Here is a 14,945-nt window from a genome sequence, read left to right on the forward strand (position 1 = left end):
GGGGCGCGAGAAGCCGGTTCAGCTTCCCGCGCCCCGCACCGCCGCGACCGTCTTGCGGGCCGCCACCAGCACCGGGTCCCACACCGGTGAGAACGGCGGTGCGTAGCCGAGGTCCAGCGCGGTCATCTGCTCCACCGTCATCCCGGCAGTCAGCGCCACCGCCGCCACGTCCACGCGCTTCGCCGAACCCTCACGGCCGACGATCTGCACGCCGAGCAGCCGGCCCGTACGCAGCTCCGCGATCATCTTCACCGTCATCGGCTTCGCACCCGGGTAGTAGCCCGCCCGCTGCGTCGACTCGATGGTCGCCGTGACATAGCGCAGCCCGACCGCCCGCGCGTCCTTCTCCCTCAGCCCGGTCCTGGCGATCTCCAGATCGCAGACCTTGCTCACCGCCGTACCGACCACACCCGGGAACGTGCCGTAGCCGCCGCCGACGTTGGAACCGATGACCTGGCCGTGCTTGTTGGCGTGCGTGCCGAGCGCGACGTGGCGGGAGCGGCCCGCCACCAGGTCCAGGACCTCCACGCAGTCGCCGCCCGCCCAGATGTTCTCGTGGCCCACCGCCCGCATCGCCAGGTCGGTCAGGATCCCGCCGTGCGCGCCCACCACGAGACCCGCCTCCCGGGCCAGCTCCGCCTCCGGTTCGACACCGATGCCGAGGACGACCACGTCCGCCGGATAGGTCCGCTCCTCGGTCGCCACCTCGCTGACGCGTCCGTCCGGGCCCGTGAGGATCTCGGTGACCGAGGCGCCGTTGACCGTGGTGATGCCGAGCCCGTCCATCGCCTCGTGGACGAGCTCGCCCATGTCCGGGTCGAGCGTCGCCATCGGCTGCCTGCCGCGGTTGAGGACGGTCACCTCGAAGCCGCGCTTCAGCATCGCCTCGGCCATCTCGACGCCGATGTAGCCCGCGCCGACCACGACCGCCCGCCGCCTCCGGCCGGAGTCCAGCGCGTCCAGCGAGTCCAGCAGCGCCTGCCCGTCGCCCAGGGTCTGCACCCCGTGCACACCCGGCGCGTCGATGCCGGGCAGCTCCGGGCGGACCGGACGGGCCCCGGTGGCGATCACCAGCTTGTCGAACCCCGTCCAGTACGCGTCCCCGCTCTCCCGGTCCACCGCCCGCACCCGCTGCCCGGCCACGTCGATCTCGGTGGCCTCGGTGCGCATCCGCAGATCGATGTCCCGCTCGCGGTGCTCCTCGGGCGTACGGGCGATGAGGTCGTCCCGGTGCTCGACGTCCCCGCTCACCCAGTACGGGATGCCGCACGCGGAGTACGAGGTGAACGCTCCGCGCTCGAACGCGACGATCTCCAGCTCGTCCGGCTTCTTGAGCCTGCGGGCCTGCGACGCGGCGGACATGCCCGCCGCGTCGCCGCCGATGACCACGAGTCGCTCCGCTGCCATTCCGGGTCCCTTTCGCCGTGTCAGGGAGCCCAGGCTACGGCGCCGGGGCCTCAGGGTGCCGGTGTGGTCTCCGGCTCCGGCTTCGCCGCCTCCGGGACCGTACGGCCGGTCCGCCGGGCGCGCAGCACCCGCCACACCAGGAGCAGCAGCGCGGCCGTCACCAGGAACGGCGCCGACGCGCCGATCGCCACCGCGATCCACCGGAACATCGTCACGAACGCGTCCCAGCCGCCGCCCAGCGCGTCCAGGAACCCCGGGTCGTCGTCCTTCCCGCCCTGGCGCGGCGCGTCCGGCTCGCTCAGGTCCAGCGTGATCGTCGCCAGCGTGGTGCGGTCCTTCAGGCTGGACTGCTGGGCCAGCAGCGACTCCAGATCGGCCTGACGGCTGCTCAGCTCGCCTTCGAGCGTGACGACATCGGTGATCCTCTCCGCCTGGTCCATCAGCTCCCGGACCCGCTTCACGCTGGCGCGCTGCGTGGCGATCCGGCTCTCCACGTCGACGACCTGGTCGGTGACGTCCTTCGCGTTCGAGGAGCGGGAGAGCAGCTTTCCGGCGCCGGCGAGCTTGCCGAGCACCTCCTGGTAGCTGTCCTGCGGCACCCGCAGCACGAGGTGCGAGAACTCGTGCTCGTCGTCGACCCGCTCGGTGGTCTCGGTCGCCACCAGGCCGCCGCTCGCCTCCACCGTGCTCCGCGCGGCGGCGGCCGCCTTCGGCGCGCTCTTCACCTCCACGGAGAGCTCGGCGGTCCGGATGACATACGTGCCCGCGGCTCCCGGCTTCGGCGCCTTCTGCTGCCGCTCGCCGCTCTTCGCCGCCTCCGGAGCCGCGGAGGCCGCCGCGTCGCCCGGCGCGTACTGCTCGCCCACGACCCCCTTCCCCGCGCTCGCCCTCAGGTCGCTCGACCCGCCGCTCTCGTCGGACGCGCCCTCGCCGGCGGCCCCGCAGCCGCCGACGAGCAGCACCGCGCCGAGAGCGCCGGCTGCCAGAGCGGCACGGGGACGGGAGCGGCGGTGGCGGAAGCGGTGGTCGATATCGCTGTTCATAACAGGTCCCCCCAGGACGCGTGTTGATACTGCCGGTTCGACGTGGGACCTCCCGGACCGGTTTCCGGCCGCGGGTTTCGAAGTGGTCACGGTCAGAAGCCGGCGGGCGTTTGAGAGAGTGGACCCATGCAGCGTTCACATCAGGATGCGGACCCGCCCGCGCGCCATGTCGTCGTCATCGGCGGCGGCATCGCCGGACTGGCCGCCGCCCACCGCCTGGTCGCCACCGGCCTGCGGGTCACGCTCCTGGAGGCGACGGACCGGCTCGGCGGCAAGCTCATGACCGGCGAGGTCGCGGGCGTCCAGGTCGACCTCGGCGCCGAGTCGATGCTGGCCCGCCGTCCCGAGGCGGTCGAGCTGGCCGGTGCGGTCGGCCTCTCCGGCCGCCTCCAGCCGCCCGCCACCGCCACCGCCTCCCTCTGGACCCGCGACGCGCTGCGCCCGATGCCCAAGGGCCACGTCATGGGCGTCCCCGGCGACCCGGCCGCTCTCGACGGCGTGCTCACGCCGGAAGGCCTGACCCGGATCGCCGAGGAGCGCGACCTGACCCCGACGCCCGTCGGCGACGACGTGGCGGTCGGCGCGTACGTGGCCGACCGGCTCGGCCGCGAGGTCGTGGACCGGCTGGTGGAGCCGCTCCTCGGCGGCGTCTACGCGGGCGACGCCTACCGGATCTCGATGCGCGCCGCCGTACCGCAGCTCTTCGAAGCGGTGAAGGAGGGCGGCCCGCTGCTGGAGGCCGTCCGCCGCATCCAGGAGCGCGCGGCGGCCCGGCAGCAGACCGGGCCGGTCTTCCAAGGCATCGCGGGCGGCATCGGCACCTTGCCGGACGCCGTGGCCGAAGCCGTACGGGCCGCAGGCGGCCAGATCCTCACGGAGACCCCGGTCCTCGGCCTGACCCGTACGGACACCGGCTGGTCGGTCCGCACCGACGCCGGCGTGATCACCGCCGACGCCGTCGTCCTGGCCGCTCCGGCCTGGTCCGCCTCCGCGCTGCTCGCCGCCGAGTCGCCGGCCGCCTCCGCCGAGCTGGCCGGTGTCGAGTACGCCTCGATGGCACTGGTCACGATGGCCTTCCGCCGTACCGACATCGCGGCGTACGAGGCCCTGCGCGGCCGCTCCGGCTTCCTCGTACCGCCGGTCGACGGCCGCACCATCAAGGCCTCCACCTTCTCCAGCAACAAATGGCAGTGGGTCGCCGACGCCGCTCCCGACCTCTTCGTGCTCCGCACCTCGGTCGGCCGGTACGGCGAGGAGGACCACCTGCACCGCGAGGACGGCGAACTCGTCGCCGTATCCCTGCGCGACCTCCGGGCGGCCACCGGACTCACCGCGCGCCCGGTCGACAGCGAGGTCACCCGCTGGATCGGCGGCCTGCCGCAGTACCCGGTCGGCCACCACACCCGCGTCGCCCGCATCCGCGACGAGGTGGCGAAGCTGCCGGCGTTGCGGGTCTGCGGCGCGGTCTACGACGGCGTCGGCATCCCGGCCTGCATCGCGAGCGCACAGCGCGCGGCCGACGAGATCGCCGGAGAGATCATGAAGGAGATCATCGCCACGCCGACCCTGGTTCAGGGCAGCGGGAGCGAGGCGGGACAATAGCCGTATGAGTGCTCCTGAGACTGTGACATCCAGCAAGAGTCCGAACGCCGGAAAGAAGGCCAAGGACCTCAACGAGGTCATCCGCTACACCCTCTGGTCGGTCTTCAAACTCCGCGACGTGCTCCCGCTGGACCGCGCGGGATACGCCGACGAGGTCCAGGAGCTGTTCGACCAGCTCGCGGCCAAGGACGTCACCGTGCGCGGCACCTACGACCTCTCCGGTCTCCGCGCCGACGCGGACCTCATGATCTGGTGGCACGCGGAGACCGCGGACCAGCTCCAGGACGCGTACAACCTCTTCCGCCGCACCAAGCTCGGCCGCGCTCTGGAACCGGTCTGGTCGAACATGGCCCTGCACCGGCCCGCCGAGTTCAACAAGTCGCACATCCCGGCGTTCCTCGCCGACGAGACCCCGCGCGACTACATCAGCGTCTATCCCTTCGTACGGTCCTACGACTGGTACCTGCTGCCCGACGAGGACCGTCGCCGCATGCTCGCGGACCACGGCAAGATGGCCCGCGGCTACCCGGACGTCCGCGCCAACACCGTCGCCTCGTTCTCGCTCGGCGACTACGAGTGGATCCTCGCCTTCGAGGCGGACGAGCTGTACCGCATCGTCGACCTGATGCGCCACCTGCGCGCCTCCGAGGCACGGCTCCACGTGCGCGAGGAGATCCCGTTCTACACGGGCCGCAGGAAGGACATCGCAGACCTGGTGGCCGGGCTCGCATAGCCAGCGAGTTCCCGCACCACCCCAACCCGGAAGATCAGAAGACGGGCACCGGGCACCGACCGTGCCGCCCGCCGTTCCAGCGACACCGGGTTCGGCTCGAGGGCCCTGCCGGAGTGCGCTCCGGCAGGGCCCTTCCGCTCTCCTGGTCCAGTTTTTTTAGTCCAGCGAGACCGCGTTCGGCTCCGCGCGCGGCGCGCACTCCGCGTCGCCCGCCGGCACCGCGCCCGTCAGCAGATAACGCCGCATGTGCTCGTCCACGCAGGCGTTCCCGGCCCCGCCGACGCCATGCGTCCCCGCGTCCCGCTCGGTCACCAGCACCGCGCCGCGCAGCCGCCGCTGAAGCTCCAGCGCTCCCTTGTACGGCGTCGCCGCGTCGCGCTCCGCCGCCAGGATCAGCACCGGCGGCAGCTCGCCCCACGCGGTGGAGACGTCCAGCGGCCGCTGCCGAGGCGCGGGCCAGAAGGCGCACGGCAGGTTGGTGAAGGCGTTGTTCCAGGTCTGGAACGGCGCGACGGTGGCGAGGTCGGTGTGGTCGCGGTCCCAGACCTCCCACTCCTCGGGCCACGGCGCGTCGTTGCACTCGACGGCGGTGTAGACGGCGCGCTCGTTCTCGTCGTCCTTCGCGGTGATCGCGCGCGGCGACATCTGGGTGACCAGCGGTTCCGGGTTGCCTCGGACGTACTCGGAGAGCGCGGTGGCCCGCATCGCCCAGTAGTCGTCGTAGTACCCGGCCTGGAGGAACGCCGCCTGGAACTGCCCCGGCCCCACCTTCCCGCCCGCCGGTTCGCTAGCCAGCGCGGTGCGCACCTCGTCGTAACGACGCTGTACGGCCTCCGGCGTGGTGCCGAGCCCGTAGACGTCGTCGTGCCTGGCGACCCAGCGCCGGAAGTCCAGCCAGCGCGACTCGAAGGCCAGTGACTGGTCGAGGTTGGAGCGGTACCAGATCTTCTCCGGGTCCGGATCGACCGCCGAATCGAAGACCATACGGCGTACGCGTGAAGGAAAGAGGGTCGCGTACAGGGAACCGATGTACGTGCCGTACGAGGCGCCCATGAAGGTCAGCCGTTCGTCACCGAGAGCGGCCCGCAGCACCTCCAGGTCGCGCGCGTTGTTGAGCGAGGTGTAGTGGCCCAGCGCCTCGCCCGCGTTCTTCTCGCACCCGCGCGCGTACGCCCGCGCCTGCGCGACGCGCTTCTCCTTGTACGCGGTGGTGGGGTCGGCCGGGGAGTCGGTGGGGCTCTGTGCGAAGGCCGCCGGGTCCTGGCAGGAGAGCGGGGCGGAGGCGCCGACGCCACGCGGTGCGTAGCCGACCATGTCGTACGCCTCGGCGACCTCCTCCCACTCGGACATCTCGCCCATCAGCGGAAAGGTGATGCTGGAGGCGCCGGGCCCGCCCGGGTTGTAGACGAACGAGCCCTGCCGGCCGGCCGCCGGGCCGGTGGCCGTCGTGCGGCTGACGGTGAGCGCGATGGTGCGGCCGTCCGGGCGGGCGTAGTCCAGCGGGACTCGTACGGTGCCGCACTTCAGGTACTCCGGCAGCATCTCCTCCTCCGGACACGCCTTGAAGGAGATCCCGGCCGCCGCCGCGCGGGCCGCCGCCACCGCCGTACCGCGCTCCTCGGCGGAGGGAGGCCCTGGGCCGTCCGAGGCGGTGGCGGGAGCGGCGGTCAGCGCGGACAGCACCAGGGAGCCGATCGTTGCGTACAGCGGTACTGCTCTCACGGCGGGGCCTCTCTGCGGATGCGGAGAGGGGATGGTGAGGGGCGAGGTGGCCGAAGTCCAGGACCGGGCCGGCGTGTTGCGGGAAACGACCCGGTTGCGCCGGCCGTGTGACGGTAAGTCAGGAGCTGCTGCCGCAGCTGGAGCCGCCCGAACTCCCGCCGCAGCTGGAACCGCCGGAGCTGCCGCCGCAACTCGATCCCGAGCCGCCGCAGCCGGATCCGCCGCCACAGCCCGAGCCGCCGCTGGATCCGCCGCAACTCCCGTGACCCGGGCCCGCGTCGGCGCACCACACCGTCGTCGCGGCGAAGCCCGAGGCCGCTGCCGTACTGCCGGCGTACGCCGACGACCGGGACCGCCGGGTCTGCGCGTGCAGCCGGGCCGCCGCGAGCAGTTGGGCCTGGAGCACCGGGTCCGGCAGCGCGCGCAGGCCCTGGGTGGCGACGAGCTGAGGCGCCGTCACCTGGTAGGCGTGGGCGGCCCGGAACGCCTGGGCGGCCTGGTGGCCGGGCCGGGTGATCCGGTGGGCGGCGGCCGAGGCCACCACGAGTCCGCTGATCCCGCCGAGCGCGATCGCGGGCAGCATCTTGAAGACGAACGGGAACGGCATGTCGAACTGCGATTCCAGCGCCATGTACTGGAGGACCGTGGCCAGGACGGAGAGCGGCAGCGCCACGAAGCAGCTGATCCCCTGGACGAGCCCCCACCGCCGCACGGAACGGCTCGCGGCAGGCGGCACCAGCAGCCCGCGTGCCGCCAGCCCGTCTCCGATCTCCTGCACCGCCGGATGGCGCATGACCGCTTCCCGTACCGCGTGCAGCGCACCGCTCGGAGCGGCGAAAAGCTCCTGCAGCACGGCCCGTTCCACCGGGTCGTCCGCCTGCGGACGCTGTACGGAGATGATGCCGGGCCCGCCGATGAGCACGCGCCCGTCCGCGTACAGCGCGGTCAGCGCGGTGTCCACGACCCTGGCCGGACCGCCGCCGAGGAACGCCGCCTCGTAGAGGTCGTGGACGGCGGGCGAAGGGCCGGCCGACGGGCGGCGGGACCGGGAGGCGGTCACCTTCGCGACGAGGAGCACGGTGGAGACGGCGACCGCGAGGGTCATCAGCAGCGCGAGCGTGTTCATGGCGGTCACGTCCCTCACTTCCCTACGAGGACGGCACGCGCCGCCCGGACGAGGCGAGTGGCCCGGCCGGTCGGCCGCAGCCCCGAGCGGTCCTCCCACCAGTGCGTCAGCCGCCGCTGTGCCACCGGGTCGGCGAGGCCGCCCGAGATCAGGATCCGCTCCACGAAGTCCAGGGCGTCGCGCCGGTATCCGCCGCTCATGGGATGCGACCTGGCGTACGCGACGAAGGCGGCGCGGTAACCGTCACCGAGGATCTCCGGCAGCTCGGGCGCCACCTTGGCGACGACATCGGCGCGCTTGGCGGCCAGCGCCCGGCCCTGCACGCGCATCCGCCGGTGGTCGAAGCCCTCGGGCGCCGGAGTGCCGGCGACGAGCGCGGAGAGCAGTGCGGTCTGCGCGACGGCGGTACGGTCGCGGGATCCGGGAGGTACGGGGACGGCGGGAGCGGTCGTGGTCGTCCGGGGCCGTCGTGTGTCGCCGGCCTTCCGCAGCGTGGACCGGATCGTCTCCAGCTCGGCCGCCAGCTCCGCGCCGGGCGGGAAGGCGTCGTCGCGCTCCAGCAGCACGCCCGGCGGGTCGACCCGGGAGCGCAGTTCGGCCAGCACGTCCAGGACCGGAGCGGTCACCGGATGGGCGTGCGTGTCGTGCCAGACGCCGTCCTTCTCGATCCCGCCGGCCACATGCACGTACGCGATGGCCTCGACCGGCAGCTCGTCCAGCGCCTTCGCCGGGTCCTCGCCGAGGTTCACGTGGTTGGTGTGCAGGTTGGCCACGTCGATCAGCAGCCGCACTCCGGTCCGCTCGACCAGCTCGGCCAGGAACTGTCCCTCGGTCAGCTCCTCGTCCGGCCAGGAGATCAGCGCCGCGATGTTCTCCAGAGCCAGCGGCACGGGCAGCGAGTCCTGCGCGATCCGCACGTTCTCGCAGAGCACCTGCAGCGCGTCCCAGGTGCGCGGCACCGGCAGCAGGTGGCCCGCCTCCAGCCGCGGAGAGGCGGTCAGCGGCCCTCCGGCCCGTACGAACGCGATGTGCTCGGTCACCAGCGGCGTACCGAGCAGCTCGGCGCGCGCCGCGAGCCCCGCGAGCCGCTCGGCGTCCGGGCGGTCCGCGCCGCCCAGGCCGAGCGAGACGCCGTGCGGTACGACGGTCACGCCCCGCTCCCTCAGCCGCACCAGGGAGTCCGGTAGGTGGTCGGCGCAGAGATTCTCCGCCACCGCCTCGACCCAGTCGATCCCCGTGAGCGCCTCCACCTCGGCCGCGATCTCCGGCCGCCAGCCGATCCCGATACCCAGCTTCATGGTGTCCCCCTCCTCCGCTCTGTCCCGGGGTGATGGCCCAGGCGAGCGGCGTCGAACCCGAAGAGAGGGACGTTCAGAGGATGATTTGAGGTTCCGGCCCCAGGAAGCGCTTCACGGCATCGGCGGCATCGTCGGTGGCACCGGGCGTGAGGTGAACGACTGGTCGCCGGTCGGCGTCACCGGCACCGGAGCCAGCGGCACCTGTCCGCCCTGCGGCATCGGCGGGCCCGACGGGCTGGCCGTGGAACCGCCGGCCGCCTCACGCGCCAGGGCGTCGAAGTCGACGAAGCCGGTGGCCTCCAGCATGGTGATGTGGTCCAGCACGGTCTGGTTCGCGTCACTGGCGAGCTGCCGGATCAAGGTGTTGCGGGTGGTGTGCCGGACCTGGCCTATCAGCCCGAAGACCTTGCCGTGCGCGGCCCGCAGGATGTTGGCGAACTTCCGCTCGTACTCGTCGCCGCTCGCCGCCGTCAGCTCCCGCAGCCACTCCTGCTGCTGCTCGGTCGGCTGGTTCGGCAGCTCCACACCGAGCTTGGCGGCCACGTCCCGGGCCCGCCGGTCGAGATCGGTGTGGCCGACGACCAGATGGTCCCCGGCGGCCTTGGTCGCCTCGCTCGGCGCGCGCTCGATCGCCTGCTGTCCGGCGGGCAGCTCCCACAGCCCGGCGAGGCGCACCTTGACCAGGAAGTCCCGGTCGGTCGCGGAGAGCGGGCCCCACTGGGTGGCGACGCTGGAGGCGTTCAGGTTCGCCTCGCCGGTGCCCGAACGGTCCGCGTAGGACCAGACGGGGAAGGCGAGCGCGCCCACTGTGGCGACCAGTGCCGCGATGATGAGGGCCGTTCCGTTGATGCGTCGCAACAAGGTGTCTCCCGGGACGAGGCGTGACAGCGTCGATCAGGCGTCGGACCACCGCCAACCGACTCGCGGTGCAGGCTACTTGGTGGTAACGCCGGTGGGTCGGTATCGGGAGATACGTCGGTGGGCGCGGAAACATTCAGCCGCGGGCGGCCCGTTTCCGGCCGTGCCGGGTGCCGAGCTGGTCGGCCAGGTCGGCCAGGCCGTCGGCGTACAGGTCGAACCGGTCCGAGGCGGTGGGCGGGTCGCCGACGGGCCGGGCGACATAGGCGGTACGCAGCCCGATCCGCTGCGCCCCGCGCAGGTCCCAGGCGTGGGCGGCGACCATCAGCAGCCGCTCCGGCGGCAGCCCGGAGACGGTGACGGCCAGCCGGTAGACCTCCGGGTCGGGCTTGTAGGCCCGGGCGTCCTCGGCGGAGAGGGCCTGGTGCCAGCGGAGTCCGGCGTGGGCGTTGATCCCTAGCAGTGCGGTCCGGCTCGCGTTGGAGAGACCGAGGAGCGGAAAGTGCTCGGCGAGCCGGGCGAGACCGGCCACGCTGTCGGGCCACGGCGGAAGCCGGCGGGCCGACCGGGCCAGCGCCGCCACGGCCGCCGGGTCCTCGACTCCGGCCGCCTCGGCGACGAGCGCGGCGGCCTCCCGGTCGAGCGCGTCACTGGCGAGGTAGGGCCGCTCCCCGTCGAGGACGCGGCGCTGCTCGCGCTCGATGTGCCGCTGCCACAGCAGCAGGAGCGGCTCGGTGCCGGCCTCCTCGAGCGACGGGCCGAGCCGGCGGATCCCGGCGCGGAGCCCGGCGGGTTCGTCGACGAGCGTGCCGAGGACGTCGAAGACGAGAGCGTCGATCTCCACTGCTGCCATGGCCGGGGTCTCCTGCTCTCAGAGGTGGTGGGCGCTCACCGGCGGGTGCGTACGCCCGGGAGCGGGCAGAACCGCAGCCCGCCTTCCGCCACGACCGTAGGCCCGGGAGCGATCTCGGTGAACCCCGCGTCGCGCACCACCGGCAGGCCGCCGGCCGTCAGCTCACGCCACCGCTCCGGCGTCGCGGTGGCCACGGAGAGCGGGAAGCCGGCCTCGCGCCACGCCTTGCGCTCGGTGTCGGACAGCTCCCACCAGGCGAGCTGGGCGCCGTGGCCGACCTGGGCCATCGTCTTGCCCGCCGACATCTCCAGCTCCGGGTTGAGCCAGAGCACCGGGGCCTTTGGATCGGGAGCGGTGGGCGGCTCGGGGTCGTCCAGGTCGGTGCCGGAGACCTGGAGCTTGGCCAGCTCCTTGGGCCAGCCGTCGAGCGGGATCGGCGGGTACACCCGTACCTCCGCGTTGCCGCCGGTCACCGTGATCCCGGGCAGCGCGGCCGCCTTGCGCCACTCCGCGCCGCGCGCCCGGCGCACCACCTTGCGGATCCGCGCGTCCTCCCAGTCCCGCATCGCCCCGGCCCACTCGCCCTCGCCGGTGGACCGCTCGTCGGCCAGGATCGTGAGCACCGCGCGGGCGGCGGTGCGCAGGGCGTCCATCCGGACGGGCGGATCGGTCTTCTCCAGGTGCACCACGAGCGGGAGCACGTACTGCGGGGCCTCGTCCCGGTCGGTGGGACCGTGGTGGAAGGGGCTCGGGGAGACGGGGCTCTGGGAGGTGTCGTCGCTGCTCACCGTGCCAGTCTGCCAGGCGGCGAGTGTCACCTCCTTGGCTTGACGGGCCGGCCCGGGTGAGGATGCTCGGCATGAAGAGCGATCTCTTTTCCAGCGAGTACCTGGCCCAGCCGGCCACCGCCCCCGGCATGACCCTGCAGAGCTCCAAGTCGATCAAGTACGCCGTCAACGGGGAGATGCACGCCCGACAGGGCTCGATGATCGCCTTCCGCGGCAACCTCCAGTTCGAGCGCAAAGGCCAGGGCATCGGCGGCATGCTCAAGCGCGCGGTCACCGGCGAGGGCCTCGCACTGATGGCCGTACGCGGTCAGGGCGAGGCGTGGTTCGCGCACGAGGCCGCCAACTGTTTCATCGTGGAGATGGACCAGGGCGACCAGCTCACCATCAACGGCCGCAACGTCCTCTGTTTCGACGCCACCCTCTCGTACGAGATCAAGACGGTGAAGGGCGCCGGGATGGTCGGCGGCGGCCTCTTCAACAGCGTCTTCTCCGGCTACGGCAAGATCGGCCTGATGTGCGAGGGCACGCCGATCGTGATCCCGGTGACGGCCGCCCAGCCGGTGTACGTGGACACGGACGCGGTCGTCGGCTGGAGCCAGCAGCTCACGACCACCCTGCACCGCTCCCAGAGCGTCGGCTCGATGGTGCGCGGCGGCTCGGGCGAGGCCGTGCAGCTGATGCTCCAGGGCGAGGGCTTCGTCATCGTGCGGCCCAGCGAGGCCAGGCCCGAGAAGACGGCCAACTGACAGCCCGGTTACGTACGCTCATGGCCATGGACGACGCCGCGTACTGCGAAACTCCCGCACCTCCGACCACGGAACCGGAAGCGGGCCCGCCGTTCGCGGAGTGCGTGCTCTGCCGCGAACCGACCGAGCACCCGGAGTCCACCAAGGGCGCCACGCTCTGCCCGGTCTGCACCTGGCAGGAGGCGGGGCGCTCGGCCTGCTCGGGCTAGTGGTGTCCCGGCGCCGGAAGCCGCCGGCGTCGGGGCGCCGCCGCGGCACCACCTCTCCATGGTCCGGGCGAGGCCGATCCCGCCCGGACCGTCGTATCCGGCCAGGACAGCACCGGATAGCGCCAAGTCCCGGCAACCTGGGTGTGCTGCTGGCCCCGACCGCTATCGGGCAAGGGCTCCTGGACATCGTGACTCAGCTGGTCACCGGCGTCTCCGACTCCAGCCGATGAGTGCCCCTCGCCGCACTCCGGCCCGCCGTGTCGCCACCCGGCCGCGTCGGAGGCAACCGTCGCGCAAGCGGCAGCAACGGCACCCGGCGGCAGTCCTGGTCCCTGCCGTCCTCGTCCTGTGGGTCATCGGCCGGCTGCTCGACCGGGTCGCCGCGAACCGGTGGGTCGTGGTCGTCGCTCTTGTTCTCGCTCTGGCAGGCGGTGTCCTGTGGTACCGCCACCGTGCCGTCCAGCTCAGCCGGGAGCGGGAGAGCGCGCGGGCCCTGCGCTATCCGGTGGAGCAGCCGGACCTTCTGCACCACCGCGCGTTCGAGCACGCCGTACGCGACCTGATGTTCCGGGACGGCTGCACCGACGCCGTCCAGGTCGGCGGCGCCGGGGACCACGGGGCCGACGTCAAGGCCACCGACCCGTACGGGCGTCGCTGGGTCATCCAGTGCAAGCACCGCAAGGCCGGTCCCGCCGGAGCCCCGGTGGGAACCCCGGATCTGCATGTACTCAACGGCACCGGTCGGCCCGTGCACCGCGGTGACGTCGTCGTCCTGGTCACCGACGGGTGGTTCTCCCGGCCCGCTCCGGAGTTCGCGCGGACCCAGCGGCTCCACCTGGTCGACCGCGCCACGCTGACCGCCTGGGCCGGTGGCGGCCGACTTCTCCGGGAACTTCTGCGGGCCGTGCCGCCGCCGCGCAGCCCCGGTCCGCCGTCCTGAACCGGCGGCCGTCCAAGTCCCGCGTCCGGCGCGCCACTTCGAGGCTCCGGCCCCACCTCACTCCGGCCAGCTCGACCCCTTGATGGCCTCCACGAAGTCGCCGCGTTCGAAGCCCGGCACGTAGTGCGCCAGCACATCTGCCTTGACGTTGCCGAACGTCGTCTCCGGGCGGTCCTTGACGCCCTCGGTGAACGCGGTGAGGATCCCGTTCTTGAAGTCCGGGCGCGGATGGGCCGCGACCACGGCCGCGCGCCGCTCGTCGGTGACGGCGTCGTAGCCGATGCCGAGGACGTCCAGCTCCACGCCACGGGTCACGGTCGGCCGGATCGCCGGTGATGCCGTGCGCGGTCAGGAAGCGGCGGGCCTCGTCCGCGCCGTCGCTCTCGAAGCGCTGGTCCGTACGGCGGAACCTCTCGGTCAGGCCCAGGTCGTGGAACATCGCGCCCACGTAGAGGAGTTCGGAGTCGAAGTCCAGGCCCTGTTCCCGGCCGCGCAGCGCTCCGAAGAGGAAGACCCGCCGGGAGTGGTCGAACACCAGCGGCGTGGCGGCCTCGCGCACCAGCTCGGTCGCCTCGCGCGCCAGTGCGCTGTCCGGGATCGTCACGCCCGCGATCGTCTCGCTCATGATGTGTGTCCTTCCACGGAGGCGGAGTCCTTCATCAGCTCCGACACCTTCACGAACCGGTAGCCCCGCTTCCGCAGCTCCGGAACGATTCTGCCGATCGCCTCCGCGGTGACCGGCGCCGCGCTGCGCGTGCAGTGCAGCACCACCAGCGATCCGGGCCGCACTCCGTCCAGCACCTGCGCGGCCACCGCGCCCGCGTCCGTCGCGAACGCGTCGCCGCTCACCACGTCCCACTGCACCGCCGTCACGTTCGCCGGGGTCAGCGCTTGGAGGGCCGCGTCGTCGTAGCAGCCGCCGGGGAAGCGGAAGTACGGCACCACGTTCCGTACACCGGCCTGGCGGAACGCCGAGAAGGCGCGCTCCACGTCGTCGGCCATGGCCTCCTTCGCGACCACCGGCAGGCCGTAGCAGTCGCGCGTGAAGGCGTGGTGGCTGTACGAGTGGTTGGCGACCTCGAACAGGTCGTCCGTGCCGATTCCCTGCGCCTGCGCCGGGTACTCCTCCGCCCAGCGTCCGGTCATGAACACGGTCGACGGCACCTTCAGCCGCCGCAGCAGCGCGATCAGCTCCGGGTTGTCGAAGCGCTCACCCGCCTTCGCCCGGGGCCCCTGATCGGCCGTCATGTCCGCGTCGAAGGTGAGCGCCACGACCTTCTCGGCGGCCCCGCCCGTGGCCGACCGTCGCTCGAAGACCGGCGTGCGTCCGGCCGGGCCCGGGGCCATCGTGGGCGGCTTCTTCGGTGGCGGGGACGGGGAAGGCGAAGGGGAAGCGGGAGCCGTGGCGGTCGGTGTGGGGGAGGCCGTGGGTGCGGAGGCGGTGGGTGCGGAGGTGGCGCCTCCGCACCCGGCCAGCGCACCGCCGAGCACCAGTCCCGCGACCGTCACAGCCGTCATCGTCCGTTTCCGTGCAGTAGTGATCACTCACGGAAAGTATCTGAAATTATGCTTATACGGGTTATAGCGGCACTCCGGTGCGGCGCCGACGGCGTGACCCTT

General features: G+C 72.6%; 14 protein-coding genes and 1 pseudogene. 5 read left to right on the forward strand and 10 right to left on the reverse strand.

Annotated elements, in window-relative coordinates; all coding sequences use genetic code 11:
- Window positions 1–18: 18 nt before the first annotated feature.
- Together ABZ267_RS19605 and ABZ267_RS19610 are read right to left on the reverse strand one after the other, a co-directional pair.
- Window positions 19–1,407 carry an FAD-dependent oxidoreductase gene (locus ABZ267_RS19605; protein WP_356755407.1) on the reverse strand — a complete coding sequence of 463 codons (1,389 nt, stop codon included), beginning with the start codon at window positions 1,405–1,407 and terminating at the stop codon, window positions 19–21.
- Between the two features lie 50 nt (window positions 1,408–1,457).
- Entirely contained in the window at window positions 1,458–2,450 is a 993-nt protein-coding gene (locus ABZ267_RS19610; RefSeq protein WP_356755409.1) for a DUF4349 domain-containing protein, read from the reverse strand.
- A gap of 126 nt (window positions 2,451–2,576) precedes the next feature.
- On the opposite strand from ABZ267_RS19610, the gene hemG reads away from it, so the two are divergent.
- On the forward strand, window positions 2,577–4,052 hold the full coding sequence (hemG, locus tag ABZ267_RS19615; protein WP_356755411.1) for a protoporphyrinogen oxidase: 1,476 nt from the start codon (window positions 2,577–2,579) through the stop codon (window positions 4,050–4,052).
- A gap of 4 nt (window positions 4,053–4,056) precedes the next feature.
- The gene (hemQ, locus tag ABZ267_RS19620) at window positions 4,057–4,785 is read left to right on the forward strand and encodes a hydrogen peroxide-dependent heme synthase (protein WP_356755413.1); all 729 of its coding nucleotides are present in this window, start codon (window positions 4,057–4,059) and stop codon (window positions 4,783–4,785) included.
- A 156-nt stretch (window positions 4,786–4,941) separates the two neighbouring features.
- Here hemQ and ABZ267_RS19625 read toward each other — a convergent pair whose 3' ends face one another.
- The 6 genes from ABZ267_RS19625 to ABZ267_RS19650 all read right to left on the reverse strand — a co-directional run bounded on the left by ABZ267_RS19625 (window position 4,942) and on the right by ABZ267_RS19650 (window position 11,430).
- Window positions 4,942–6,507 (reverse strand): alpha/beta hydrolase, encoded by a 1,566-nt coding sequence (locus ABZ267_RS19625; RefSeq protein WP_356755415.1) that lies wholly within the window; start codon window positions 6,505–6,507, stop codon window positions 4,942–4,944.
- Window positions 6,508–6,625: 118 nt separating this feature from the next.
- Window positions 6,626–7,633 (reverse strand): TIGR04222 domain-containing membrane protein, encoded by a 1,008-nt coding sequence (locus tag ABZ267_RS19630; RefSeq protein ID WP_356755450.1) that lies wholly within the window; start codon window positions 7,631–7,633, stop codon window positions 6,626–6,628.
- Between the two features lie 14 nt (window positions 7,634–7,647).
- Window positions 7,648–8,931 (reverse strand): DUF692 domain-containing protein, encoded by a 1,284-nt coding sequence (locus ABZ267_RS19635; protein ID WP_356755417.1) that lies wholly within the window; start codon window positions 8,929–8,931, stop codon window positions 7,648–7,650.
- Window positions 8,932–9,042: 111 nt separating this feature from the next.
- Window positions 9,043–9,789, reverse strand: coding sequence for a DUF4142 domain-containing protein (locus ABZ267_RS19640; protein WP_356755419.1), 747 nt, complete (start codon window positions 9,787–9,789; stop codon window positions 9,043–9,045).
- A gap of 136 nt (window positions 9,790–9,925) precedes the next feature.
- Window positions 9,926–10,642 (reverse strand): haloacid dehalogenase type II, encoded by a 717-nt coding sequence (locus ABZ267_RS19645; RefSeq protein WP_356755421.1) that lies wholly within the window; start codon window positions 10,640–10,642, stop codon window positions 9,926–9,928.
- 35 nt (window positions 10,643–10,677) lie between these two features.
- A complete protein-coding gene (locus ABZ267_RS19650; RefSeq protein ID WP_356755423.1) occupies window positions 10,678–11,430 on the reverse strand; it encodes a peptidyl-tRNA hydrolase in 753 nt (250 codons plus the stop codon).
- A 71-nt stretch (window positions 11,431–11,501) separates the two neighbouring features.
- Here ABZ267_RS19650 and ABZ267_RS19655 point away from each other — a divergent pair, with 71 nt between their 5' ends.
- The 3 genes from ABZ267_RS19655 (at window position 11,502) to ABZ267_RS19665 (ending at window position 13,325) form a co-directional block, all read left to right on the forward strand.
- On the forward strand, window positions 11,502–12,176 hold the full coding sequence (locus tag ABZ267_RS19655) for an AIM24 family protein (RefSeq protein WP_356755425.1): 675 nt from the start codon (window positions 11,502–11,504) through the stop codon (window positions 12,174–12,176).
- A gap of 26 nt (window positions 12,177–12,202) precedes the next feature.
- Entirely contained in the window at window positions 12,203–12,385 is a 183-nt protein-coding gene (locus tag ABZ267_RS19660) for a hypothetical protein (protein ID WP_356755427.1), read from the forward strand.
- A 226-nt stretch (window positions 12,386–12,611) separates the two neighbouring features.
- Complete coding sequence (locus ABZ267_RS19665) at window positions 12,612–13,325, forward strand: restriction endonuclease (protein WP_356755429.1); 714 nt, start codon at window positions 12,612–12,614, stop codon at window positions 13,323–13,325.
- A 57-nt stretch (window positions 13,326–13,382) separates the two neighbouring features.
- Here the strand turns inward: ABZ267_RS19665 and ABZ267_RS19670 are convergent.
- Window positions 13,383–13,950: pseudogene (locus ABZ267_RS19670) on the reverse strand (HD domain-containing protein).
- Window positions 13,947–14,843, reverse strand: coding sequence for a polysaccharide deacetylase family protein (locus tag ABZ267_RS19675; protein WP_356755430.1), 897 nt, complete (start codon window positions 14,841–14,843; stop codon window positions 13,947–13,949). Before ABZ267_RS19675 ends, ABZ267_RS19670 begins: the two are co-directional and overlap by 4 nt.
- Window positions 14,844–14,945: the final 102 nt, after the last annotated feature.

The organism is Streptomyces sp. NPDC006174, assembly GCF_040614075.1.
Lineage (GTDB): Bacteria > Actinomycetota > Actinomycetes > Streptomycetales > Streptomycetaceae > Streptomyces.